This window comes from Dendrosporobacter quercicolus, from assembly GCF_900104455.1.
GTDB classification, from domain to species: domain Bacteria; phylum Bacillota; class Negativicutes; order DSM-1736; family Dendrosporobacteraceae; genus Dendrosporobacter; species Dendrosporobacter quercicolus.
In genome coordinates, this window is sequence record NZ_FNHB01000003.1 from 103451 (window position 1) to 129788 (window position 26338).

The following is a 26338-nucleotide window of genomic DNA, read 5'->3' on the forward strand; positions in this document are numbered from 1 at the left end:
TTATGATGAAAAAAAGACAAAAACGGCGTTTGGCCTGCGTTCTGGCAGGCGGGGTAGTACTGCTTTATAGTACGGCGGCTTTTGCCGCCGAAGAGCAGGAACAGGAGTTCAGTTTTGACGAGTATGTAGTGACGGCCAGCAGGATGCCGATGAAAAAGACGGAAACAGGCGCCAGCATAACGGTGGTTACGCGCGAGGAAATTGAAAGAAGCGGAGCCGTCAGCGTTCCTGACGCCCTGAAAAACACCACCATAAGTATACAGAACGACCGTACCGCCAGTGTTCCGACCATTAATGGCGACGTCCGCGTGCTGGTGCTGGTCGACGGGCGTGAAGTCAACTGGAAGGGCGGCGGCATGCATATGGGGCAGTCGGGCGCCGATATGGGCAATCTTCCTCCTGTGGACAACATTGAACGAATTGAAATTGTTCGGGGACCGGCTTCCGCGCTGTACGGCAGCGACGCGGTAGGCGGGGTAATCAACATTATCACGCGCAAAAGCGACGGTCCGGTGACCCGTTATTCAGCGGAAGCCGGCAACTGGGGACTGCGCCGTTACCGGCTGACAACCGAGGACAGCAACGGCGATGTCAGTTTCCGTCTGAATGTTGAACGGGAACGTCAGGATGACTACCAGTTTCACAGCGGCTTCAGCGGCAAAAAGGATGCAAGGGCGGCCAACACCGCGCTTGACCAGGATAAAGTGAATTTCCGGCTGGACAAGGAGTTGGGCAATGGCCGTTTGCTGACGCTGACGGTTGATCATATGGACGGGCAAAAGGGCTTTAACGTTATGCCTGATTATGATGTTTATGTTGCTTCCGGCGGAAATACTAACTATTTCGCTAATATAGTCAAAACTTATACGGAAAACAACGTTTCGCTGACGTATCGCTGGAATCAGGGAGAAAAAGCCAACAGCTTTATCCGGGTATACCGCAATTACTTGAGTTATGATTATAACAATCATATGAACATGTTTTATCCGGACTATTATTTTAACAGTCAGTCCTATACCAATCAGGCCGACGGCGCCGAATGGCAGCAGACCTGGCAGCTCAGCGGCAGTCATACTCTGCTGGGCGGCGCTTCCTGGCGGCAGGTGACGGCTGACTCCAAGGAGTATGATATTCCCTTTATGGGGGTAACGGGCTACAATTATAAGGGCAAAAAGATTTCCAACCGGGCCTTTTTTGTGGAGAACAACTGGCGGCTGCCGCAGAACTGGTCGCTGACGGCCGGGGTGCGCTATGACGATTATACCCTGTTCGGCGATAAAACCACGGCCAGAGTTACGGCAAACCGCGAGTTAAACGAGACGACCAATGTGTATGCATCCTGGGGCCAGATTTTCAAAACGCCGTTTATTGCCGATGTTTACGGCAGCGGCTTCATGGTTCCCAATTTGAAGCTTAAGCCGGAAACGGGCGATGTGATCACGCTGGGCGTGAATACCCGCCTGAGTCAGGGCACCGAGCTGCAGGCGAGCGTGTTCAGCAGCCGGCTTGACGATGCGCTTGACTTTGTTGAGGTTGGCCAGAATAAGTATCAATGGAGAAATGTCAATGAGCTGAAGCGAAAGGGCCTGGACCTGAGCCTCAAGCACAGACTGTCGCCGCAGTGGCAGGCAACAGCAGGCTATTCTTATATAAAAATTGAGGAAGACGGAGAAACCAAGAGGGAAGAAATCAACAACAACGAGCCACATGGCTACCGGCTGGGATTGCAGTATGAACAGGACAAATGGGCGGCTGATTTCGCGCTTCGGGGAGCTACCGGGCGAAATCGTCAGGCCTTTACGGCCTCAAATTACTGGGTGACCGACCTGGGGGTAATTTATAAACCTAATCCGACCACCCGTATTTATCTGAAGGTGTTCAACCTGACGGACGAAGCTTATGAACTGCATGGCGCTTACGGCAATTCCAGCGGATTTACCGGCTTGTATCCGATGCCGGGCAGACAGGTTGTCTTAGGTATTGATCAGCGGATATAATGTAAGAAGTCAGCAGAGAAGCAATTGCTTTTCTGCTGACTTTTATGCATCCACAGGCAACATTTTACGAATAAACTTCATATGCCGCCTAATGAAATGACCGGGCTTGCAGTGATCGGCCCTGATTGCGATCATTTGGCAGGTGGCAGTAAGCATTCCTCATCAAATTGCCTTGAATCTCAAATTTAATAATGCTATAATTGATAATAATAATCATCCGCCGGTAGTTTTTGCTTGTTTCAGGGAATGTCCTGTGTTGTGCGGCGGAGCCGCCAGGCGCAGTTTGAGCAAAGGGAGGGTATGATGAGCGGATTGCAAAGCAGGGAGACAAAAAGTAAAGCGACGGAAGAACACTGGGTTTTGGCTGATAACAGTAAATATGTGTTATATTCGCCCGGCAGCAATACCAATTGTATTCGGATGTCTTCAACGTTTGGCGATGGACAGGTCATAAGCCTGTATACCGGGTCTTTCGCTCAAATCAAAGAAACTGAACTGAATTTTTGTGACAGCATCTGCGGCGGGGCCAGTTTTAACCGGCCACGTGTAGTGCTGTATTTTTGTCTGTCAGGGGAATTTGCCCTGGAAGAAGAAGAACTCACGGTAAATACCACTCAGTTTCTGGCTTTTAACGCCAGAGATTTGAGGCAGGTAAAATTTCAGCCCAATCTCCGTTACAAAATTATCACGGTGGAATTTGATCCCGCTAAGGTTGGGGGAATAAGCGGCAATTACTTTCAGGGAAAAAGCACGGCTTTTGCCACTTATCAGTTGTCGCCTGCGCTCAAGACCGTGTTGCATCAACTTATTCATTGTCCTTACCAGCAATCGGTAAAACGCATTTATATGGAAGGGAAGCTGCTGGAATTGCTGGCTATTTATCTGAATGAGACAGTAGAGCAAAGAGGAAGGACGGTCAATGATGGTACAAACCTGTCCCGGCAGGATGTAACCAGTATTGTTCAGGCCAGGCAAATCCTAGACCGTAATTTCATTTCACCGCCGACCCTGGCGGTTTTAGCCAAGCAGATTTGTCTTAATGAATTTAAACTAAAAATTGGCTTTAAGCAGCTGTTTGGGCAAACGGTGCATGCTTATATTGTAGACAAGCGGCTGGAATTAGCCAGGCAATTACTGGAAGAGAAAAAACTGAAAGCAGGGGAAGCGGCTTCTTTTATTGGTTATTCCAATGCGAGCTATTTTGCCCTGGCCTTTCGTAAGAAATTCGGCGTTAGTCCCAGTGAATATCTGAACCGGTAACTGCAATGGTGTTCTCTTCATGCGTTTTACAACCAAAGACGGCTACCGATTGCCGTCTTTATCTTCTATAGTCATTTTCTTTTGCGACAGCTTTTTTCGACTCATATACTCCAACCTTCGGCTGCTTGCCGCAGGGCTAAGAAGCGTTTGTAAACGCCTTCCTGTCGGAGCAGTTCCTCATGAGTTCCTTGTTGTGCGATGCACCCGTCAGCCACGACCAGGATCTGATCGGCATTTTGGATGGTGGCCAGGCGGTGGGCAATGACAATCATCGTTTTGCCCTGCACTAAGCTGCTGATTGCCTGTTGAATGGCGTGTTCGTTTTCCGGGTCCACGCTGGCGGTGGCTTCATCCAGCAGGATAATGGGAGCGTTTTTCAGCATTGCCCTGGCGATGGAGATCCGCTGCTTTTCACCGCCCGAAAGCGTGCACCCGCCGTCGCCGATGACGGTGTCGTACTGGTCGGGAAGCGCCATAATAAAGTCATGGCAGCAGGCTTTTTGGGCAGCGGCGATAATTTCCGCATCGCTGGCTTCCGGTTTGCCGAAGCGGATGTTATTCCGTAGGGTATCACGGAATAAATAGACGTTTTGAAATACCATGGCGATATTTTTCAGCAGGCTGTCGCAGGTCATCGTCTTTACATCGACGCCGCCTACGGCGATGCTGCCCTGATCGACGTCATAAAACCTGGCGAGCAGATTGCAAATTGTCGTTTTGCCACTGCCTGATGGGCCGACAATGGCGGCCGTCGTATTTTCCGGGATGAAGAACGACACTTTTTTTAATACCGCCCGCTGTTCATACGCAAAGGTTACATTCTGGAACCGGATATCATAGGCGGATGGTTCTATATTCCGGCCATTTTGATCAATGTAGGCCGCAGCTTCGATTCCGGCTAGCTTATCCAGTACGGCGTCGATGATTCTCAGAACATGCGCGGCGTTATTGACAGATTCAATTTGCCCGAAGATGACAAAGGAGAAAATAGCCGTCATGAGCATGATCGGAAGCTCCATTGTTCCGTTCAGCGTAAATAGTGCCGCAGCCAGAACCATTGTTGTAGCCGCCACCCTAAGCGCCAGCAAATGGAGACAATTGTAAGGAACAAAGTTTTTTTCGATTTTTTCGCTGATAGTTTTGTTCAGGCGATAGGCCCGCGCAATTCCCTCTCTGGATACTCCGCTTTGATGAAACGCCTTTACTACCGGCATTCCCCGAATATATTCAAAGGTAGCTGCCACCATATTGTCCTGCGCCTGCTGCCGGACAGGAGCGTTTTTCCAGCTTTTCTTCGACAGCAAACTCAAAAACAGGGCTGACAGCAAAATTCCGGCCGCTGCAATGAGAGAAATCCATATATTGTAAAAAGATAAGCAAAACACCAGGGTCAGGGCGCTGATATAGCCGTTTACCACAGTGTCAATCATTTTCATGCCGAACAGCTCCAGAAATGACAGATCGGTGGTGATAGCCGCAGCGATTTCACCGGCACTTTTCTCATTGAAGAAACTCAGGGAAACCCGTTTTAGGGCAGCGCCAATTGCCAGTCGCTGTTCAGCCGCCGTTTCATAGCCTACGCTCTCCTGCGCGGCGGCCCGCAGATAGGCAAACCAGAATCTGCCGGCAACGGCGAAAAGGACAAAGCCTGCCAGACTAAGAATGTGGGCTGAGGTCAGTTCAGCCGCACCGTTTCTGTCCTCTAGAATGAGGCTGAGTCCGTAAGCGGCGGCCATGATCGGCAGAGCGGTAAACATGGTATGAAAAAAAGAATAGATAAAGCCAGCATACAAGCGGCTTTTGCGCTGCCCGGACCAGGCAATGATCCGTTTGACGGCTTTATACACAATGCTTCACCTCGCTAGTCACCGGTTCGGTCTGGTTGGCCGCCCAGCGTTTGGCGCCGATATGGGCTGTCCACATCGCTTGATACAGCTTGCAGCTCGCAAGCAGCTCAGCATGCTTGCCGGTAGCGGCAATGCGGCCTTTTTCCATGACGATGATCTGGTCGGCATGTTTGATGGTGGAAAGTCTGTGGGCTATGACCAGCAAAGTTTTACCTTTGGTGAGCGCGGCAATGGCTGTTTGCAGCTTGGCTTCGCTTTCCGGATCGGTAAAGGCGGTGGCTTCATCCAGGATGACGACTGGCGCATTTTTCAGCATCGCCCTGGCAATGGCGATGCGCTGTTTTTCGCCGCCCGATAGTTTTTTTCCCGCTTCCCCGGCAGCGGTATCATACCCTTTTTCCAGCCGGCTGATGAACTCATCACAACAGGCCGCTCGCGCCGCCGCCAGCACATCTTCGTCGGAAGCCCGGGGATTTCCCATGCGAATATTGTCCCGCAGCGAACAATTGAACAGGAAATTATCCTGCGTTACAAAACTGATAGTATTGGCAAGCTGGGTCGGCGGCAACTGCTGAATTGGCATTCCGTCAATGGTGATTTGGCCGCCGCCGGCATCCCAAAACCGGGCAATCAGCCGCGCCACTGTTGATTTGCCCCCTCCGGAGGGGCCAACCAGTGCCGTAAAGCTGCCCTGGGGGAGCTTTACATTGATGTTGTGCAGCACGTTTTCTGTCGTGTCGGCCGGGGAAGATCCAACCCTGTTGTAGGAAAAATTTACATGAGCCAGTTCAATATCGAATCCGTTCAGTTGCACCGGCTTGTCTGCTTCTGGGAGTTCCGCCAGCTTGAGCAGTACGTCGGCATCCTTCACTGCGTGTTCTATCGCTTTGGCGTCATTGACAAGCACCGTAAAGCTGGTCAATGGACCGACGATGCCCAGAGATAAGATCAAGCACATGGTAAGGTCTCCCGGGCTTAGTGAGCCGTTAAGGTACAGAATCATGCCGGCCGGCAGCGTCCCCAGCAGGGTGGAAGGAAGGACCGAACCGCCAAAGTTCATGGGCTTCCAGGTGCTGCGGAACCAGTTGAGGGTATACTTTTTAAACGATTCTACCGCCTGTTCGAACTTCTCATAAGAGGCGGCGGACTGGTTAAACGCCTTAATGACTTCAATTCCTTCAATGTATTCGACAATGACGCTGTTTACCTGATTGCTCGCCGCCATATAATCGGCGTACCGGCGGTTGAACCTTCTCAGCATGACTGCATAGGCCGCAGCGGCGATTGGGACGGTGAGCATGGCCGCCAAAGCCATACGCCAGTCAATCATCATAAGATAGGCAAACACGGCCAGCGGCAGCAGCAGATTGGAGATGCCTTCGGGAATCATATGGGCCAGCGGGACTTCAATGCTTTCCACCCGGTCGATAATAATATTTTTCAGTTTACCGGCCGGCTGGTTCAGCACCGTGCCGAGGGGAGCCTTCAGCAGTTTGTCGGCAATCCGCAAGCGCATGTTTTCCAGGATGCTGTAAGCGGAATAATGAGCCAACAGCGTTGACAGGGCATAAAACAGAAGTTTAATAACATGGCCGGCAAGGCAGACGGCCACCCAGAGCCAAATAGCGGCAACCGTGGGGCGACCGTCAAGGAACAAAAGGATGATCTGATATACGCCGATATAAGGCAGCAACCCGCCGGCGACGCTGAAGATGGCGCACAGTACCGCAGTCGTCATCTTCCAGCGGCACTCCGCGGCAAAAGAAAAAACCGTTCTCAACCAATGCTTTGTTTGCACGGTATTCACTCCTCAGTGTTTAATATATTGGGAACTATGCGTCTCCCATAAAACTATACTACGGATTGACCGTAAACAACGGTCAATCCGTAGTATAGTTGGTTTTGTTGCCAGTATCTACTCCATAAGCAGGGCAGTCGCTCCATTCAGACAACAGATTTCCGGTATTCCTGGGGTGACCGTCCGGTCACCAATTTAAAGGCGGCAGCAAATTTACTAGCATTGTCGTAACCGACTTTGCCGGCGATTACAGCAATGCTGTCCTTGCTCTGGCGCAACATCAGCGCCGCCGCCTGCATCCGGTAGGAGCGCAGGTAGGCTTGAACGGAACAGCCGTAAACGCCTTTAAAACAAAGCTTTAGCGTAGTGAGGGGAAGACAGAAGCGATCTGACAGTTCCTTAAGCGTAAAGCGGCGGTCAAGATTTTCACAGATGTAATTCATGACCGCCTTTACGGCGTTTACCTGACTCCGGGGGAAATAGCGGCGCTCATCGCCGCTGTCGGAGGGCGCTTCAACAGTGCTCAAAAACAGCAGCAGTTCCAGCACCTTGATTTTAAAGTAGGTTTTTTTGATTTGCTCAGGCACAGTGTAAAGCTCGGAGAAAATATGCTGAATGGAGTCTTGCGCGCGCATAATAAAGGGTCGTTTACCGGTGCAGAATTTTTCGCGCAAGGTAGTTATATCAACCGGAAACCCTTCAGAAACAGCGGCTAGCGCTGGTAATGCTTCGTCAATATAGATTGCCACTGTAATTCCATGATAATGGCTGAGAGGAAAGCCGAAGCCGGCCGTATGGTTGTCTTTTGAACTAATCTGCAGGTCGCCTTGGGCTAAATACAGATAGGAGCCGTTCTGAAATTCCCACTCAATGCGCCCCTCCCGGCAGTGATCAATACCCAGCATGTTTACTTTCGGCTGAAATTCGGAAAAACAGCCGGGCATATGAAAATCATTATAGATCAGATCAATGCCGGGAAACACCTGGTAGCAGGTCATAGTACCCTCGCCGGATCCGTCTTTCATTTGATATACGGTACATGCTTCATTTTGCTTGACCACCGTGATGTTCTTACCGTAACTGTTTTTTTCTTTCCGTGAGACTTCCATGTTACCTCACCCTTATATCTATTGTTAATCTTATTGTTCTAGCTGATTATTGATATTTCCTTTATCCCTGCGGCAACTCTTGAGCAGTTACCGCAAGCTTAAAGATCGGGACAGGGCGTAGCTCTATTATGTTTTTGGGCATTGACTTATTAAATGGAAATACGTGTTGATAACCTGTTCCTTGACACTGTTGATGCTCAAATAATGGTATGGAAAATGCAAGCTAACACTCATGATAGTGTAAGCTTGCATTTTTAACGTTTATTTCTGCTATTGAATTTTAAATAACTTTCCGAAAAGCCCCGTCCAAGGCGAAGCATTTGGCTGGGGGTTCTCAGGAAACAAACACCGGACACAGCCCGATCATGCTGCCAACCACTACATAAATAATGAAGATGCCTGTGGCGTAAATCGCGCTCTTCTTTTGCCACTGCCACATGTCAACATCGGTCAGCCGCAGCAAGACATAAATAAAGGGAACAAGTGGGCTCAGCAGATGAAAGGCCTGCCCGTAAAGCGAGGCAAATCCCAACTGCAGCGGTGTAAAGCCATAATTGAACCCGGCTTTGGCTAAAACGGGCAAAACGCCGTAATAAAAAGCGTCATTGCTTAAAAATACCGTTCCCGGACTGGCAATGACCGCGGTCAGCAAGCCCCAGTATTTACCCAGGCTCTCAGGAATGATTGCCGCCATACTGTCTGAAATGGCGTTGGACATGCCGGTGCCGTTGAGAATGCCCATGAAGATGCCGGCGCTGATAATCACCAGGCTGACCTGCAGCGCATCAGGGGCATTGGCTTCAATTCTGGCCCGCTGTTCTTTAACATCCGGATAATTGACCAATAAGGCCAGGGTAGTGCCGAGGAGAAAGACAATGGCGGACTTTATTGAGCCCTCAACCAACAACACAATGGCCACGATGACAATCACGAGATTTATCCACAGCATCTTAGGGCGGCGAAGGCTTTGCACAGCGGGGTCCGTAATTGTCATCATAGCATTAAGCTGTGCATCGTCAAACTGCGTAATGCCTAAGCGTTTTCTTTCTTTCAGTCCCATATACACAGCTACGCCAAGCATGTACAGTTCAGCGGCAATCATGATCGGCACAAGGCCGCGCAGAACTTCAGCTTCATTCAGGCCTAACGCCACAATCGCCCGGGCCGTGGGGCCTCCCCACGGCAGCAAATTCAGGACCGAATGGGAAAGAATGGTCAAAACAGCCAGATCAAGCATTTTCATATTGAGTTTTTTATAAATCGGCACCATGGCCGAGCAGACAATAATCATGGTGGACGTACCGTCGCCGTTCAGGGATACGCCTGCTGACAGCAGCACTGTCGCTACCATTACTTTTAACGGGTCGCCTTTGGCAAAGCGGATCATCGCATTGGAAAGGGGATCGAATAAACCGGCGTCAATCATTGTTGTGAAGAACAGGACGGCAAATAACAGCATGATTGCGGTAACGGAAGTGGTTTTTAAACCTTCCAGGGCAAATTTGCCAATATCAGGAGACCATAGGCCCAGTAAAGCGCCGATAATGCCAAACAAGACCGGTACGACAGCAAGTGCAACAAAGGGAGTCAGTTTTTTCTTCATAATCAAAATCATGAATACCGCGATTAATGCGTATGCCATGAAAGTTACCATTAGAGTTCGCTCCTTTTTATTTAAATCTTAGCTAAAACCTTGCGGCCGACACTGCAGCCGGCCGGGCTTTACCCTGCATAATAATTGACCAGGCAGCCCGCCAGAATAATTGCCCGATCTTCCTGCGAAAGATTATGCAACTGCAATTCAACCGGTTTACGGCCTGAGCTGTTGATGATATGCGCCTGTACCCGCTCCGCTCCGCCGGCAATGGCCTCGCGGATCGCCGGTATATACAGCAGATCATCGACGGCGAACGCTTCTTTTAAGCCGGCGTCGACGGTAAATGGAATCATTCCCCAGTTGATCAGATTGCTGCGATAGCGTTTGGTCGCATATTCGAGCGCAATATTGGCATCCCCACCCAGTACTCGCTGACAAGAAGCGGCTTGCTCCCGGGCCGAGCCGTCGCCGGGTTTTCTGGCGAAGATTACGCTGCCAATTCCGGTATGAGCGACAAGCCCGGTCTCATCTTCAGCGTTAGACTCCGCCGCAACGGGTTCGAAAAACTTTTTTACTTCCGGTGTGATCAGACCGGCCTGCCGCTGGCGTTCCAGTTCCTGAATCGCCTTGGCCCGTCCCACATACTGCGGATCTTTGCGTCCCAGTGTAAATTCCGCCAGCCGCAGCGGGTTGGAACGAAATGAAGAGGTCTCGCCGGAGGGAATCAATTCGTCGGTGGTTGTGACTTCATCCTGTAAAACGGCAGCGATTTTCAGCAGCAGGTTAGCAGGCAGCGGCCGGATGGCTGGCCAGTCGGCGATATTGGGGCCAAGCACCAGCTTGGTCTCTTGTTCCGGCTTGCCAAATCCCTGGTAAACCCGGCTCCGGTAGCTGCGGGAATCAAAGCGGTAGGGCGCAGGCGCAGCGGGAAAATCGACTTCCGTCGCCGCCGTCAGGATGCCGCCGCGCAAAGCGGTTGCGGCGATTGACCGCGCATCCATTAAGGCAACCGAGGCAATCTGTCCCTCTGTGGGCTTTGAGCCTTCCCGGCTGGGGAAATTACGGGTGGTGTGACGGATGCTCAGACCGTTATGGGACGGCACATCGCCGGCGCCGAAACAGGGTCCGCAGAACGCGGTCCGGATACTGGCTCCAGCCTGCATCAGACTGGCAATTGAGCCATTGCTGACCAGCTCCAGATTTACCGGCTGACTGGCCGGATATACACTCAGCGAAAACTCGCCGCTGCCGGTCTCTTTTCCGGCCAGCAGGCGGGCCATAGCAGCGATGTTTTCAAATGTTCCCCCGGCGCAGCCGGCGACAACTCCCTGGTCGACATGCAGCTGTCCATTGACCAGTTTATCGGTCAGAGTGAAGTTAACGCGAGAATTCTCGAGCTGCGCCCGGGCGCCGATTTCCACCTGCCGCAGGATATCGGCCGGATTGCGCTTCAATTCGGCAATGGTCCAGACATTGCTGGGATGAAACGGCAAAGCAATCATTGGCTCGATCAGGCTTAAATCTACCTTGACCAGGCCGTCGTAATAGGCGACGGCGCCCGGCGTCAGACGGCGGTAGGCCTCGGGCCGTCCGTGAATCTCATAGTATTGGCGGATTGTTTCGTCGGTTTCCCAGATGGACGACAAACAGGTTGTTTCCGTTGTCATCACATCAATGCCATTGCGAAAATCAGCCGACAAAGCGGCAATCCCCGGTCCGACGAACTCCAGGATTTTGTTTTTGACAAATCCGTCGGCAAACACGGCGCCGATGATGGACAGGGCCACGTCCTGCGGTCCGACGCCATGGCGCGGACTGCCCTCCAGATACACAGCCACCACGTCCGGATAAGCAAGATCATAGGTTTTTGACAATAATTGCTTAGCCAGCTCACCGCCGCCTTCGCCGACGGCCAGCGTTCCCAGCGCACCGTAGCGGGTATGGCTGTCCGAACCGAGAATCATCTTGCCGCAGCCTGTCATCATTTCCCGCATGTACTGATGAATGACCGCCTGATGGGCCGGCACGTAGATACCGCCGTATTTACGGGCTGCGGTCAGGCCAAAAACATGATCATCTTCGTTGATCGTACCGCCAACCGCACAAAGGCTGTTGTGGCAGTTGGTCAGCACATAGGGCAGCGGAAACTCCTGCAGGCCGCTGGCGCGGGCCGTCTGAATAATGCCGACATAGGTAATGTCATGAGAGGCCAGGCAGTCAAATTTCAGTTTAAGGCCATGATCATCGGCCGCCGTGTTGTGAGCAGCCAAAATCTGATAGGCGAGCGTCTGACTGCGGGCCTGGGCTTTGTCCACCGCATTTTGCATCGCCCCGCCGCATCCGGCGGGCTGTAAACAGGACGCAATCCTATCCATTGCCGCCTGGCCGTCTTTGTCGACAATCGTCCGGCCGTTAACCAAATAAACACCATGGCGAATTAATTTAATCACTGTAATCACCTTTTTCAAATTTGATTAAATGCAGTTAATATCAGGATTTAGTGTACCGCATTATTCTGAATTGATAAAATCTTTTAATTTTATTGTATTCAATTAAATTTTTTTATTATAATAAACCTATTAACGCTAAAGGACTGTGATCGCAATGGACCGAAGAGACTGGATTATTCTTAAAACGATAGCCGAGGAAAAAAATATGACTAAGGCGGCGGAACGCTTGTACATCTCACAGCCGGCCCTCAGTTACCGTCTGAAAAACATGGAGAAGAAGCTTGGCGCCGCCATCCTGATCCGTACCGCCAACGGCGTTTCACTTACCCAGCAGGGCGAGTATCTGCTGGAATACGTCAACGACATGCTGCGGCAGTTTACCCGGTTGAAAGAAACCATTCAAAATATGGGCGGTAAGGTGCAAGGCATGCTTCGGCTGGGCTCTTCGACCGTCATTGCCCATTATAAGCTGCCGGCGATTCTCAAGGAATTTCTTGATTTGTATCCCGAGGTGGAGGTTTCGCTGAAAACAGGCATGAGCCAAAAAATTTACCGCCTGCTGCAGAAGGACGAAATTTCAGTCGCTATTCTGCGCGGCGATTTCAGCTGGGACGAAGAAAAGCATCTGCTGGCGAACGAACCGATCTGCCTTGTTTCCAGTCAGTCGCTTAAGCTGGCGGACCTGCCCCGCAGGCCGGGACTTGTTGCTCAGACCGACGCCTCGCTGCAGGCGATATTCCACGAATGGTGGCGGCAGAACTTCGACCGGCCGCCAATGGTGACAATGGAGCTTGACAGTATGGAAACCTGCCGCCAGATGGTCTGTCAGGGGCTGGGCTGGGCGATCATGCCGGCGATCGGCATCTCCAGCCATCATGAACTGCACCGGCAGCCGTTATACTGGAAAAATGGACAGCCTCTCTGCCGGCCGACCTGGCTGTTATGTCATCGCTCAGCGCTGGAGCTTTCGGCGGTGCAGGCTTTTGTCGAATTCGTACAGACCGCATTTCAGGCGGAAGCGGATATTTTTGAAAAAAATGTGTCGCCAACCCCGTCCCCTTGACACGGCAGGAATGCCGCTGCTGAATGCGCGGGGCGGAGCAGTTGGAGCTGTAGCAGCTTGGATGGCCAACGAAAATACCTTTCGCGCTGATAATAATCCCTTTTACCGGTAGGAAAAAAAATCATTTGGCGTAAAATAGATAGTGATAATTAATTTCAATTATTTTGGGAGGTCTTAGCTTGAGCCAAATGGTAGTCAATAATAAAGAAAAACAGAAACAGCTGATTTTGACTGAAAACCTGTGGAAAGTCATGGTTAAGTTATCGTGGCCCGCCATTATCGCTATGGTGCTTTACGGCTTAAACACCGTCATTTCGGCTGTTTTTGTCGGCCGCTATGTCGGGGAAACCGCGCTGGCGGGAGTTTCTGTGGCCTATCCGTTAACGCAGATCAGCATTGGTATAGGGTCTTTGATCGGCGTTGGCGCGGGTTCCGTATTAAGTATCGCCCTGGGCAGCGGGGATAAACATACTCAGCGGAGGCTGCTGGGCAATGTGAATGTTCTTTCGCTGGCCTTAACCGTTGTTTATATGGCGCTGGGGACTTTTTTCTCCACCCGGCTGGTTGGGATGATGGGCGGAGAAGGTGAAGTATTGGCGCTGGGCGACATTTATTTTAGAATTACGGTGCTGGGCGCTTTTTTCTGGATTTATGGCCTGGCGGCCAATATGATTGTCAGAGCCGAAGGGAAAATGAAATCAGCGGCGGTGATGATGGGGATAGGGCTTGCCGCCGATGTGCTGGCAAACTATATCCTGGTCGCGGTGCTTGGGCTGGGTGTGGAAGGCTCGGCTTGGGCGACCAATATCGGCATGCTCGTCTATACGCTGCTCGGCTGGATTTATTTTGGCCGTGATTTTTCTTCCTTTTCAACGGAAGCATTTTCCTTTTATTGGGACAAAGCTGCCGTAAAGTCCATCGTGAGCCTGGGAATGTCGTCCTTCATCATGATTGTCATGAGCCTGGTGCAGGGCGTGGTTGTGTTTAACGCGCTGGCCCGGTACGGCACAGTGCTTGATATTGCCTTCTACGGGGTGGTCTACCGGATCTTCGTATTTATGCTGACGCCCATCTTCGGCCTAATGCGGGCGCTGCAGCCGGTCATCGGCATCAACTACGGCGCCGGTCAATATGACCGCGTCATCAGCTCTTACAAGATATTTACTGCGGCGGCGATGCTGCTGACCCTGCCTTTCTGGCTTGTTTGCATGGCTGGCCCGGCTTTTGTTGTCGGTCTGATGCTGCCCGGGCAGAGCTTTAGCGGCGAGCAGCTGATGTATTTTCAGGTCTACATGCTAATCCTGCCGCTGTTGTCAGCCATTTTTATGGCAATGACCCTGTTCCCTTCGATCGGCAAAGGAAAGCCTGCGGCGCTGATCGGCATTGCCAGACAACTGGTTTTCTATATTCCGGTCATGATTTTTTTGCCGGCCAAGATCGGTGTTCCCGGCATTTATTTTGGGTCGCTGGGTATTGATGCGGTGATGGTTTTGTGGACCGTGATTATGGTGCGGCAAGAATTTGCGTTATTAAGAACAAAAAATCAGCCTGCGGCAATTAGTGTTTCCTGACTGAGGGAAAGCACAAGCTCAAAAGTGAGCAGCCGGTCAGGGGAAAAGTTGCCCCGGCCGGCTTGTTTATTTGCTTTCCGGGCAGGAGCCCGGCCAGGCGCTTGGCGTTTTCGGGAGAGGGAAATGTGGAGAATATGGGATGGGTTTGGGGAAATCTATTGACAAAATATTCAAGAAAATAAATAATATAAGTAAGTTAAATAACTAATGTACAGGCTGTCCCTGAAGCTGAACTGAAAGGCTGCAATGGCGATGAAAACCTCAAAATGTCTAAGCCGGACAGGGCTTGGCTTGCAGACCGGCGGGGCGAAGCTTTCGCGGGAGTGAATGGTGAACAGAGCCGCCGGCGAACTGCCTGTACGACAGTCACCCGTTTTTACCTGCGAGCGATCGGGCGGATTTACCCGAAGATTGCATTTTGCACTGGTATGGCGGCCGAAGTGAGACAAGCCTCCTGATGGTGTAGCGGCGCAGGGGGCTTCTTTGTTTTTTTCGGGTGGCCAGTTTTTTGCTAAAGGAGGGGATATAGCCGGCCTAAACGGAAGGAGAATTTGGCGGTCTCAGTCGCTGGATCAACGCAATAGGGCAAAATCAGCTGAAATAAGTTCTTTATGCTGTAAAGAAGCTTACAAAAAGGTTCTAATGCGGCGCAGGCTTGCGTAGAATGAAATTGTGTCTCAGCGGTGCATTTTCGTTTGCCGAACCCTTGTGCAAAGGTGTTTTATGAAATGGTTGATAATTAATATCATTAATGCTATAATTAATTTACAAAAAATACCATAAATGAGATTGGATTATATGTTTTTTATCGGCTAAAAAAATATTCGGAATAGGTGCCCTTAGGGGCTTAATAGGGAAGACCGGTGTAAAACCGGCGCGGTCCCGCCACTGTAACGGGGAGCAAGGCCAAATAAATGCCACTGGAACGGAAGTTCCGGGAAGGTTTGGCGGCGCAATGATCCGGAGCCAGGAGAACTGCCTATTTAACAATCACCACTTTTACCTGCGAGCGACAGGGAGGGGATTACGAAAGCCGGCGGACAATCAATCCGGCGGTCTGGCGTAAGCACACTCCCCTGACGGGAGTTTTTTTATTGCAGCAGGGCTGGATGGACAGCTATCCGGTCATTTAGATGTTTGATCAATTTGTTACGAATTTAAGTTCATATGGGGTTAAAAAGGAGTAGATTTTGTTGTGAAGCAAAGCAAGTTAACATATAGAGCGCTGGCCGTGAGTATGGCCTGTACGCTGACGTTCAGCCTGAATCCGTTTATCGCCGGGATAGCCTATGCGGCTGAGGAACAAGTGCAGGAAACAACGGAGGCGGAGCGGGCGGGCGGTGAGGACCTACAGGCGGCCAATGAAGCCCTGCGCAGTGACAAGCCGTGGAGTACAGAAGACTTTGCCCTGCCTGCGGTGACGGTGCAAGCGCCCCGACCGGACTGGGAAACTAAGCTGTCGCCGGGCACAGTGACCGTTATCCGCCCGGAGGATTATAAAGGCGAGCAAAAAACGCTGCCCGAACTGCTGAAAGATGTGCCGGGGGTTCATGTGCGCTATGTAAGCGGCAAAGGCCAGTATACCACCGTTACTGTCCGCGGCAGTACCGCTGCCCAGGTCGGCGTATTCGTAGACGGCGTGCTGTCCAATCTGGGCGGCGATGCGGCGGTGGATATTTCCACCATTCCGGTGAAAAATGTTGAGCGGATTGAAGTCTACCGCGGCTACATCCCGGCTCGCTTTGGCGGCACCTATATGGGCGGCGTCATCAATGTCGTAACCAAAAAGCCGGAGAAAACTAATATTTCCGCCTCTGTCGGCCAAAGCTCCTGGGGCGGCTACAATACCAGTTTAGAGATCACCGAACCGCTGGGCAGCGGCAGTCTGATGGTCGGTATAAACCATGACCAAAGCGACGGCGATTTTAGATATAAGAATCCGGGGTCTGATGCTGCGTACGCAAAATATATGCCAGGTTATCAAGCACAATTAGTAAGTCAAATTGCTTGGACTAATGAGTATATGGGGTATATGGGAGTTAATACAGATTTTGCTACGGTGGACGAAGTTAATTCTGCCTTTGATAATTCGGCTGTTTATAATCAGTACTTATCCACAGTGGTAGATCAGTACTATAATTATCTGGGATTTTCGAGTAAGCAAGAGGTACTTTCGGTATTTGGATGGAGTGAGCAGCAGTATTATGGCAGCGCAAAGCTAGAACTAGATCATGTCAGAACTAGTTTGAATAATCAAACGGAAGGAATTAGAAAACGAATAAAAGGCCTTTCTTCTGATGCTATGCGTTGGCGACGTAATAACGATTATAAAAATACTGATGCTCTGATTAAATGGCAAGATGACCATTGGATTATTAAAGGAAGTTGGAAAAAAATTGACCGGGGCATGCCACAGCCAAACATTCTAACGGGCGATATCACTGACCCTAGCCATGTAAGTGTGGATCTCCCAGGTTTTTTCGAAAGAAAAAGGCAAAAATTGACTACAAAAGACTTGCTGATTGGCCGGAGGGATACCGCTGACAATTTAGAATGGGGCTGGCAGGTCAACTATCTGGATCAGGACAAAGACTACCGCAATCCGGATCATGCCCTTGACGGCTCAGCCGAGCGGGCAATGGGCAAATGGAGCACCTATGATTCCCGGCGGTTTGGCGGGGCGGTTGACGGGAGCTATAAAGCCGGAAAAAACCATCTGCTGGAATTCATGACCAACTGGTCCTTTGAAAAAATGGATATCGACGGCAGCCGTATGGAAAAATTCGATATGAGTGATGAGCTGCCAAATGCACTGCGTTATCGCACTTATTATGAACAGACGCTGTTCAATCTCCAGCTGCAGGACACCATTACGCTAAATAAGGCGGAGGACTTATGGCTGACGCCAAGCGTCAGGTACAACTCCTCAAAAGTAATGGGGCGGGCCGCAGGCCCTAACCGGAGTGCAATTGACCCCAACCATCGCTGGGTAAAGCAGGAGGATACCCAAACAGACAGCAAGACCACCTGGCAGGTGGCCCTGAAAAAGAAGGTCAACGAGCAGTTAACCCTGCGATCCACCATGGGGACTTACTACCGGCTGCTCAACCTGTATGAAATTGCCGGCGATGGGGCCGGCATCATGCCTCGGCCCAATACCGGATCTGATGGAAAACTGCTGGGCGGTTCGATGTTTCCGGTGCCGGAGGAAGGCCGCCAGTGGGATATTTCCGCCATTTGGGACGGTAAATTCCTGGGGGCGGATTCCTCGAATATCCAGTTGACCTATTTTGGACGCAAATCAGAGAATTTATTGCAGCTGTACCGTTTTGGCCTGGACTACTGGTCTTATACCAATACGGCCAAAGGACGGGTTAACGGTGTGGAGATGCAGGGCAACTTCAGTTGGAACAAATTGGATTTGAATTTGTCCGCCACCTATATGCATACTAAAGCCCGGGAGAAAAATGATTCCCCGACAGGCGACAACATTTATTACGATCAGCCGCATCTTTATGCACCGGACTGGGAAGGCTCGGTAAGGCTGACCTACCGGCCTGACAGTAGAACATCAATCTTTACTGAACTGAAATATGTGGATGAAATGTACTGTTGGAATCAATGGCCCAAGTATGTTCAAAGTTCCTTAACAACCATCGGCCTTGGCGCAAAATATAAAATAGATAAAGATGTTCAGGTCATTGCCGGTGTCAACGATTTATTTGACAAAGGACCGGAAGCTACCTTTACAAGCAAGTCATCCTATGATGGCAGTGCTCAAAATAAACCGGTGGAATATCCATTACAGGGCCGCACCTATTATGTGACATTGCAGTATAAATATTAATTTCAATTATTCTGAAATCAGTTGAGGAGGTGATGCCAGGGATGAACGCTTTGCAAGGCTAACACAAAAAGGAAGGAGATGATGTGTGCTAGGCACCATCAATAGTTTTTTCGTTAAGCAGTAAAAATAAATGAAAAGAGGGATTGTATTATGGCTGAAACTTTGTTTGCGTATACCATTACCGATCAATATTATTCTCAGGGAACGGCCGGCGCCATCAAAGGAGACAGAAGTGCGACAACTCCCGCTGCTTTCACTACAGATATAGATAAGGTTGAGCCTTTAAATGGCGATCCAGCGGTATTTAATTTCTTTGATACCAATAATCAGAGCCGGTTGGTGTTGCGGCAATATACCTACAGTCCGACGGCTGAACCATACAAAATCATTAACCCTTTCGCATCTTCATGGATGCCTTCAATTGTTCTGCCGGAACCAAGCTGGTCTAATGTTGCTAATTTGCATGCGGTTGCTACTACAGGCAGATGGTTGTATGCAACTGGGTATGACCTGGCAAGAATTGCTAGAATTGATATGCAAAGTGGCTATACTGAATCAACGAGTTATCAATTTCCAACAGCATGGCCGAGCATTTCCTTACCATCAACTGCAGAGTGCCATGGTGAAGGATTAGTGGTTGTTGGAAATTTCCTCTATGCCCTTTTTACAGTTAATCCGTCCGGTGGCTATTCAGAATACAGTAATAGCATTGTTGTGAAATTAAATATTACTCCTAGTACTGGTGCGCTTACTTACGTTTCTCATCTGGAAGTCGGTAAAAATGCATTCACCCTGGAGCTTTTCAATAATAAACTGTATGTCTGCGCGTTGGGTGGCATGCAGAATGCAGGCAGCGCCAATGCCGACACCCGCCTGGATATCATTGATTTAGCCACTTTCACTAAAACCTCTGTTTCCACCATTTCCTCCATTGGCGGGGATTTTCGCGATGTCACCATCCGGGACGCCAATAACGCCTATATTTTTGTCGGGCATTATGATGCTTCTTTTGCCAATATGGTCGGGGGCGTATATCGTACCAGCGTAGCCAACATACCTTCTCCTTCGGCCTGGACGAAAGTGGCTACGATTAATTCTCCCGGCTATCTTTGGGGGCTTTACGCTGAAACCAACCGCTTATGGTTCATCAAGGGGACGCCGGTGGAAATTTTTGCACCCCTCCCGACTGCTGCCGCCACTCCGGCGAAAAATTTTACGGCAGCTCAGATGGGCAGCTTTGGCGCCAGCGCCAACCTGAATTCGGCAACCATTATTGCCCCCAACCCGACGATGGCCAGCGATGTTGCCTTTAAAGCGGCTGTCGCCAAGTCGTTTGCCGCCCATGCTGTTTTGGCGCAACAGGCCCGTCAGGCTGCTGAAGCGCTCAAAGGCGCAGCGGAAGCTGCCGCCGGCGAGGAAAAGAACTAACTTAACCCTGCATTCGGCGTAACGGTTGCCGCACTGAGCAGCGATACGCCGCAACAACTGTTCCGCCCGCAGCTTCGTTCGGCCAACCGGCGGCGAAGCGGCGCGGCGGAACAACATTTACTACTCAGAGTCCATTTAACAAAGGCAAGAACGGTTCTCGTGTATCTTATTGTTAAAATACAGATTGTTAGTTTGCAGGAAAAGCAGTCCTGGAATTTATGGACAAAATGGTAATAAAATTTGTCCCTCCCGCATAGAACTGCTATGAATGGCGTTAACATGAGCTGAGGAGGTATTTGCATGAATGAAATGAACCTAATGCCCTTTACTGTTGAAAATATTATTGACCGTACGGAACAAATTCCCGAAGGTATTCAACTGATGAAAGCGCCCGAGGTATGGGAGGAAGGCAAGCGGGGCAAGGGGGTGGTGGTGGCGGTTTTGGATACAGGCTGCCAAATCGATCATCCTGATTTGCAAGACCGGATCATCGGCGGGCGCAACTTTACCACCGACGACAATAGCGATCCGGAAAATTTTACCGACTATAACGGACATGGCACCCATGTGGCGGGCACCATTGCCGCGGTGGAGAACGGGCAAGGTGTTGTCGGCATGGCCCCGCAGGTCGGGCTGCTCATCCTCAAGGTGCTGGACAGCAGCGGCAGCGGCGGGTATGAGAACCTGATCAGCGCCATTGATTATGCGCTTGCCTGGCAGGGGCCCGAAGGACAGAAGGTGCGCATTCTGTCCATGTCCTTAGGGGGGCCGGCCGATAACCAGGAGCTGCATGACGCTATTATCCGGGCAATACGCAGCGGGGTACTGGTGGTATGCGCCGCCGGCAATACCGGGCAGGTCGAGAAGCAGTTTCCCGGCGGCTATAATGAAGTGGTCGGTGTGGGGGCGGTGGATCTGGAGAAAAAGCTGGCCGAATTCAGCACGATGAACAAAGAGATCGACGTCGTTGCGCCCGGCGTTAATATTGTATCCACCTATCCGGACAGCCGCTATGCTGTTCTGTCCGGCACCTCTATGGCCACGCCGCATGTCGCCGGGGCGGCCGCGCTCATTATTAACCAGTGCGAAAAAGATTTTGAACGCACTTTGACCGAAGCCGAAATTTACGCCCAGCTTTGCAAACGGACAAGCGCTCTGGGCTACAAAAAAATCAAAGAAGGCAATGGTTTCCTTGATTTGACTGTCGGCTATCAGATTATCCTGAATCCGCTGGCGGCAATTGATCAATGCAAGCAGGAAGTGGCGGCCGGTTAGAGCGTTATTGCAGTCAAAAGGATGTGCTGGTGATGAAGAAAAAACTGCTGTTATTTCCCCTCGCGTTTTTATTTGCCTTTCCGTCTTGCGGCTGCGCCGCCGATACCGCGAAAGCCGCCGAACTTCCTGCCTCATTCTATTGCGCTTCGGCCAAGCAGATTGCTGAAGGCTACGTTTCTCTGATTAAAGAAAAATACGCCGATAAAGAAAAAGACCAAACCTACTATGAAGCCAGACTGAAATATCAGATTGCGGCGGCCAAGTTTTCCGGAGTGCGTTCCACCTTTGAATTAGAAATGATTGGCGGCAGCCGTATTCCCAATATAAACAACGCCCAATATCAATCGATGGTAATGGATGCACTGAGAGCTTTTGACGAATTTGACGCTATTTCCCAAAAGATTATCTTTTCTTCGCCTGACCAATTTAACGGGCATTCCATGGCCGAGCTTAACTTCGCAACCGTTATTACCGACATTTTCACATTTGTAACCAGATTTCAGGAGATTTGGGTTAGGCATGATCAGATTAGGGAGACCAGACTAAAAAAACTGGAAGAATGGGTTGACGATTATTTTAAATGGACAAATTGGGAGGAGCTTGGCAAACCAGCTTCAGGTGACAATGCGTTAGCGTAAATTAGCGGAACAATCCCGGGACGCCGCAAAACAAATTGCCGGCCTCATTGGAGAGATTCTGCAGGACATGAATCAGTCTTTGGCGGAAGTTGTTCCCTTGATCGGCCAGGTAGCGGGACAAATCCGGAAAATGGCGGAAAACCTGCAGCACACCTGCGGCGAGAGTACACAAATTGTCTCGTCAGTACAAGCAATTCACCAAATCAGCCAGGACATAGCAGCCCAGAAGCAAACGGTTTCGGCTGCGACGGGAGAGAAATCGGCGGCCGGGGAGGAATTGCTTCCGCCAGCCAGGCGCCGGCCCGCCTAGCGGAACAGCTGCCAACGCCGTTAATAAGTTTCATCTACAGGATATTTATTACTGCTAAGCAGAATACAGGCTCTGCCCTTTTTGGGCGGAGCCTGTTATTTCTAATGTATCTGTCGCCTTTTCCATTCAGCCGGTTTACCTTGTGATTCAGCCGTTCCGGTTGCCGGCGTTAATGGCGGGCTGCAAACAGAGAAATTGGGCTGCAATATCCAGGAATATGAAGCCCCTGCCCCAGGAAAATGGGAAGAATGTCCCGCTGGAATTCTATAGAAATACGATATAATAAAGATAATCATTCTTAGTAAACCATATATCAGCCGGGAGGAATTAACTTGCAGCGGATTGTTGTAATTATTTTTGTCTTAGTATTATCAGCGGCAGTGGCAAATGGCGCTGCTGCGGAAGATGCCCCGCCTGCCGCGCAAGGTGAGGTGGTCAGCGGGAATGCTTATATTCCAAAAGGCACGGTATTGCGGGCTGAGTTAATGGACACTCTGGATTCGAAGACCTGCAGCGCTGGGGATAAGTTTTCATTTAAAATATTACATCATGTGATTATTGCCGGGAATCTGGTGATTGCCAAGGGAACGGTCGGGGAAGGAGTGATAAAGTCGGTTAAAAAAGCCGGACTGTTTGGCAAAGGCGGCAGGATTGAATTAGAAGCCACCAGCATAAAAACCCGCAATGGAATTGAGGTTCCGGTGATATTACGGAAAAAGAGCGACGGGGGCGGACATAAGGCTGATTTGGACTGGTATGATGATGCTTCCAGCGCTACGCCTGCTTTGACGATTGGCGTGATGAGCGGTATTGCCGCCGGAAGTGATATCCGTCTGGGCGCGGGTGAGAAATTAACGGTTACCGTACCTTTTCGTGTGGACTTGCAGGCAACACTGCAGGAACTGCCCGGTAGACTGCATCATGCTGTGGCGGAAGAAGAAGCTGGCTCTGACAAAACTGACCGGAATTCTGCGGAAGTGACGGCAATGAATACTGAATGAAGTTAAAAAAACCGTCTGATTTTTAGAAAAAATAATGAGAAAATTGTACTTAGGAAGTGAGCGTTGATTTATGAAAAAAGTTTTGTTGATAATGATGGTGCTTTTTATGGGAATTACAGCTATGGCAGGGGCCGGCGAAGTAAAAGAACCGGCGGAGGAAATGACGGTAAGCGAGGTTATGCCGGGAAACGCCTATCTGCCGAGAGGAACAATGATACCGGCTGAATTGTTGACGGCTGTGAGTTCGGGGGACAATAAAGCTGGCGATAAAATTTCTTTTAAAGTCTGCGAGGATGTTGCGGTCGGCAATATTGTTGTTATACCGAAAGGAACTGTTGGCGAAGGTTATGTCAAGGCAGCAAAAAAAGCAGGATTATTCGGCAAGAGCGGTTCCATCCAACTGGATGCATCCAATATAGAGACCCCTGGTGGCCTGGATGTACCGTTAACCATGGATTTTGCCAAAATTGGCAAAAATCAACGGGTTGAGTTGAATTATAATAACTCGATTGCCGGCGCGGCCTTATCGGCATTAATTCCGGGGAGCAATCAAAAAATCAATGAAGGGGCTCCCATAATGATTTTTGTTCCGGTAAATGTGGACTTGCAGGTCAAAAGTGACGAAGTAAGCCCGCCGGCGGATGATCCCGCCGGGAAGAACATCTTTGTTCAGCCAGCGCCAATGGCTGCAAATCCTTATGTGACCGGAAATGAATGGACTTATACAGGCAGCAAGGGAACGATCGCTTTTTCCATTGTGGAAGTTGGCAAAAAGAAATTTAAAGGACAGCTAATCAGTACGGGAGATGAATTACTCGTTTTTGATCAGTCCTTTGAAGCGGAAAAGACGAATCAATTTACCTCGATTAAAGCGAAAAGCAAGACTGATGGGAAAAAGTATACGATTCAATTATTTTTCCGAGACGACGGAACATGGCAATATGTTGTTGATCATTCACCAAAGGCCGATCAAGAATCCATTATTTTAATTAAACAGGATTCCGGCAATAGCCTATAGTCATTCAATAATGTTTTGTATTATTCTTTAAGAGGGCTGATTTGAACGGTGGTTTACATGTCAAATCAGCCCTCTTTTTTATTATGGCTTTAGCCAGTGTGTCGAGAAGGACGGGTGAAAGCACTGAAATATCCCTGTTATTTATATAGATATTGCAAGATGAGGATCTTTGCTACAGAATGGCGATCGTCTTCAGAATATGATCGTTGGGGATTTTGTCATTAACAGGCTATATATACTTAATTGCTTCGGCGCTTCTCTAAGCAAAGCAATCCCTCCATTACGGCAAATATCTATAGTTATATTTTACCATAATTGAGGGCCGCTGGGTATTTATTTGACTTTTTCAGTGGTTTCACCCCGTCCCCCTGAAACGTGGTTTCTCTGACACGCATGCAGAGAGAGCGCAGGCAAACCACCAAATCATGAAGAGATTGCAAAATGATGCAGAATAATAAAGTAAAACTCTACTAGTAAAACTTTACTAGTAGAGTTTGTTTTGTTATAATAAGAAAAAATGGCAGAATGGATTAGGCGAAAAACGAGAGAGGATGAGGAGATGCAGCTCGCTAAAATGGTCGCGCTGGGGGCGCTGGAAGCGCTGGGAACGGCCAGCGGCTACGATATTTTTCAATTTCTGGCGGTCAACCAGATTGACAAGTGGACCGATATTCAAAAACCGTCCATCTATTACGCCTTGCGTCAATTGGAAAAGGAAAGGGCCGTTGAAGGAATCAGCCGGCTGAGAGAGGGCAAATACCCCGAAAAAGTCATGTACCGGCTGACGACAAAAGGGGTGGAGCTGTTCGACCGGTTACAGGAGAAAGCCTTTTTAGGCATTTATCCCCGTTTTTACGGCTTTAAGCTGGCGCTGAAATTCAATATCCGCCGCTCCGCAGCCGAAATCGAGGTTTTGGCTAACCGGGCGGTAACGGCTATTGACCGGCAACTGGCGATGATGGAAAAATACTTATCCGGCTTGCCGGCCGGCGAGCGGGAACGCAACGCTTTTTTTATTGAACATGACCGCCGCCTGTTTACGGCCGAGCGGCAATGGATTTTGGAGGCGGCGGAATGGGTAAAGACAGGGCAGTAAGCAAAAAAGGGGCGGACGGGTTGCCCCTGTATATGCTGCTGGCTTTGGCCGTTGGCTCGGCCTTCGTCAGTATTCGCTTTCATGCCTGGACCGGCGGCGCGTTATTCCTCGCGGCCGCCGTGCATGGCTATCGGCGGCGGGGTCTGGTGACAGGAAAGCAGTTTTTCACGCCGAGGGGCGCGGTAGGCGCGCTGTTGGCCGCGTACAGCGTCTTGCTGATAGTAAGCGGCCTCCTGCTTTTTGGGGTCTATGCGCCCCGGCTGAGCTTGCTCCATAAGTTGCTGACGGTTCCATTCGTCGTTTTGACAATCGGTCATGTTCTGCAAAACCGTCTTGTTAGGCGGAAAAGTGAAGGGAGGTCAACAAGGTGACACAGCATAAAATCAGCCGGAGAGGTTTTCTGCTGGGAGCGGGAGCCGGCCTGGCGGCGCTAGGCGGGGGCCTTTTCTGGGGAGCGCGTTCTCCGCAAATCTCGTTCGCCGAACCCAACTTTGCCGGCGGCAAGGATCATCTCCTGGTGGCTTACTCCAGCCGCTACGGCTCAACCGGAGATGTGGCGGCGGCCATCGGCAAGACCCTGCAGCAGCACCGTTTTCGAGTAGACGTTCGGCGGCTTAGTCGTGTGGAGGGGATCGCGGGCTATCGGGGCGTGGTGCTCGGGTCTCCTGTCCATTCGGGCAAGTGGCTGCCTGAGGCGACCGACTTTATTCAGCAGCATCAGGATGAGTTGGCCAAGCGGCCAGTTGCTTATTTTCTCACCTCTATGACCCTGGCGCTGACGCAGGAGGTACAGGCGGTTGCAAAGATCGGGGGCGCGTTGACGGCGGTCCGGCAGCAGTTCACCCGGATCGAGCCGGTGGAAACGGCCCTGTTCGCCGGTGCGCTGGATTATCGGAAGATGTCGCCGCTGATGCAGGTGATGTACCGTATTTTCGCCGCTGACGACCGTTCGGGTGATTATCGCGACTGGAAGGCGATTGCCGCCTGGGCCGGTCAAGTGGCCGTCCGGTTTTCATAAACGGGCGCGCAGTGC

19 protein-coding genes and 1 riboswitch are annotated in these 26338 nt (G+C 50.4%); of the genes, 14 read left to right on the top strand and 5 right to left on the bottom strand.

Annotated elements, in window-relative coordinates; translation table 11 throughout:
- Positions 1–2: 2 nt before the first annotated feature.
- Together BLR06_RS08590 and BLR06_RS08595 are read left to right on the top strand one after the other, a co-directional pair.
- Positions 3–1997 (top strand): TonB-dependent receptor plug domain-containing protein, encoded by a 1995-nt coding sequence (locus BLR06_RS08590; protein WP_245698086.1) that lies wholly within the window; start codon positions 3–5, stop codon positions 1995–1997.
- A gap of 300 nt (positions 1998–2297) precedes the next feature.
- The gene (locus tag BLR06_RS08595) at positions 2298–3257 is read left to right on the top strand and encodes a helix-turn-helix domain-containing protein (RefSeq protein WP_245698087.1); all 960 of its coding nucleotides are present in this window, start codon (positions 2298–2300) and stop codon (positions 3255–3257) included.
- A gap of 101 nt (positions 3258–3358) precedes the next feature.
- On the opposite strand, the gene BLR06_RS08600 is transcribed toward BLR06_RS08595, so the two are convergent.
- The 5 genes from BLR06_RS08600 to BLR06_RS08620 all read right to left on the bottom strand — a co-directional run bounded on the left by BLR06_RS08600 (position 3359) and on the right by BLR06_RS08620 (position 12058).
- Positions 3359–5104, bottom strand: coding sequence for an ABC transporter ATP-binding protein (locus tag BLR06_RS08600; protein WP_092071428.1), 1746 nt, complete (start codon positions 5102–5104; stop codon positions 3359–3361).
- Positions 5097–6902: an ABC transporter ATP-binding protein gene (locus BLR06_RS08605; RefSeq protein WP_092071431.1), complete on the bottom strand. Its 1806-nt coding sequence runs from the start codon at positions 6900–6902 to the stop codon at positions 5097–5099. The genes BLR06_RS08600 and BLR06_RS08605 overlap by 8 nt, the downstream gene beginning before the upstream one ends.
- A 146-nt stretch (positions 6903–7048) precedes the next feature.
- Entirely contained in the window at positions 7049–8011 is a 963-nt protein-coding gene (locus BLR06_RS08610; protein ID WP_092071435.1) for a helix-turn-helix domain-containing protein, read from the bottom strand.
- Positions 8012–8345: 334 nt separating this feature from the next.
- Positions 8346–9665, bottom strand: coding sequence for a CitMHS family transporter (locus BLR06_RS08615; protein ID WP_092071438.1), 1320 nt, complete (start codon positions 9663–9665; stop codon positions 8346–8348).
- Positions 9666–9733: 68 nt separating this feature from the next.
- A complete protein-coding gene (locus BLR06_RS08620) occupies positions 9734–12058 on the bottom strand; it encodes a hydratase (protein WP_092071441.1) in 2325 nt (774 codons plus the stop codon).
- 154 nt (positions 12059–12212) lie between these two features.
- Here BLR06_RS08620 and BLR06_RS08625 point away from each other — a divergent pair, with 154 nt between their 5' ends.
- The 12 genes from BLR06_RS08625 (at position 12213) to BLR06_RS08690 (ending at position 26323) form a co-directional block, all read left to right on the top strand.
- Complete coding sequence (locus tag BLR06_RS08625) at positions 12213–13121, top strand: LysR family transcriptional regulator (protein ID WP_092071444.1); 909 nt, start codon at positions 12213–12215, stop codon at positions 13119–13121.
- A 188-nt stretch (positions 13122–13309) separates the two neighbouring features.
- Entirely contained in the window at positions 13310–14692 is a 1383-nt protein-coding gene (locus BLR06_RS08630) for an MATE family efflux transporter (protein ID WP_245698094.1), read from the top strand.
- An 814-nt stretch (positions 14693–15506) separates the two neighbouring features.
- Positions 15507–15689: riboswitch (cobalamin riboswitch) on the top strand.
- A gap of 240 nt (positions 15690–15929) precedes the next feature.
- Entirely contained in the window at positions 15930–18539 is a 2610-nt protein-coding gene (locus BLR06_RS08645; protein ID WP_245698095.1) for a TonB-dependent receptor, read from the top strand.
- Between the two features lie 150 nt (positions 18540–18689).
- The gene (locus BLR06_RS08650) at positions 18690–19967 is read left to right on the top strand and encodes a hypothetical protein (protein ID WP_092071459.1); all 1278 of its coding nucleotides are present in this window, start codon (positions 18690–18692) and stop codon (positions 19965–19967) included.
- Between the two features lie 300 nt (positions 19968–20267).
- The gene (locus BLR06_RS08655) at positions 20268–21242 is read left to right on the top strand and encodes a S8 family peptidase (protein ID WP_092071462.1); all 975 of its coding nucleotides are present in this window, start codon (positions 20268–20270) and stop codon (positions 21240–21242) included.
- Positions 21215–21880: a hypothetical protein gene (locus BLR06_RS08660; RefSeq protein ID WP_092071464.1), complete on the top strand. Its 666-nt coding sequence runs from the start codon at positions 21215–21217 to the stop codon at positions 21878–21880. Before BLR06_RS08655 ends, BLR06_RS08660 begins: the two co-directional genes overlap by 28 nt.
- A gap of 55 nt (positions 21881–21935) precedes the next feature.
- Entirely contained in the window at positions 21936–22190 is a 255-nt protein-coding gene (locus BLR06_RS08665) for a hypothetical protein (protein WP_340148020.1), read from the top strand.
- A 332-nt stretch (positions 22191–22522) separates the two neighbouring features.
- Positions 22523–23191 carry a hypothetical protein gene (locus BLR06_RS08670; protein WP_092071471.1) on the top strand — a complete coding sequence of 223 codons (669 nt, stop codon included), beginning with the start codon at positions 22523–22525 and terminating at the stop codon, positions 23189–23191.
- A gap of 70 nt (positions 23192–23261) precedes the next feature.
- The gene (locus tag BLR06_RS08675) at positions 23262–24209 is read left to right on the top strand and encodes a hypothetical protein (RefSeq protein WP_092071474.1); all 948 of its coding nucleotides are present in this window, start codon (positions 23262–23264) and stop codon (positions 24207–24209) included.
- Between the two features lie 559 nt (positions 24210–24768).
- On the top strand, positions 24769–25305 hold the full coding sequence (locus BLR06_RS08680) for a PadR family transcriptional regulator (RefSeq protein WP_173812979.1): 537 nt from the start codon (positions 24769–24771) through the stop codon (positions 25303–25305).
- Entirely contained in the window at positions 25284–25676 is a 393-nt protein-coding gene (locus BLR06_RS08685) for a hypothetical protein (protein WP_092071480.1), read from the top strand. Before BLR06_RS08680 ends, BLR06_RS08685 begins: the two co-directional genes overlap by 22 nt.
- On the top strand, positions 25673–26323 hold the full coding sequence (locus tag BLR06_RS08690; protein WP_092071483.1) for a flavodoxin domain-containing protein: 651 nt from the start codon (positions 25673–25675) through the stop codon (positions 26321–26323). The genes BLR06_RS08685 and BLR06_RS08690 overlap by 4 nt, the downstream gene beginning before the upstream one ends.
- Positions 26324–26338 lie beyond the last annotated feature (15 nt).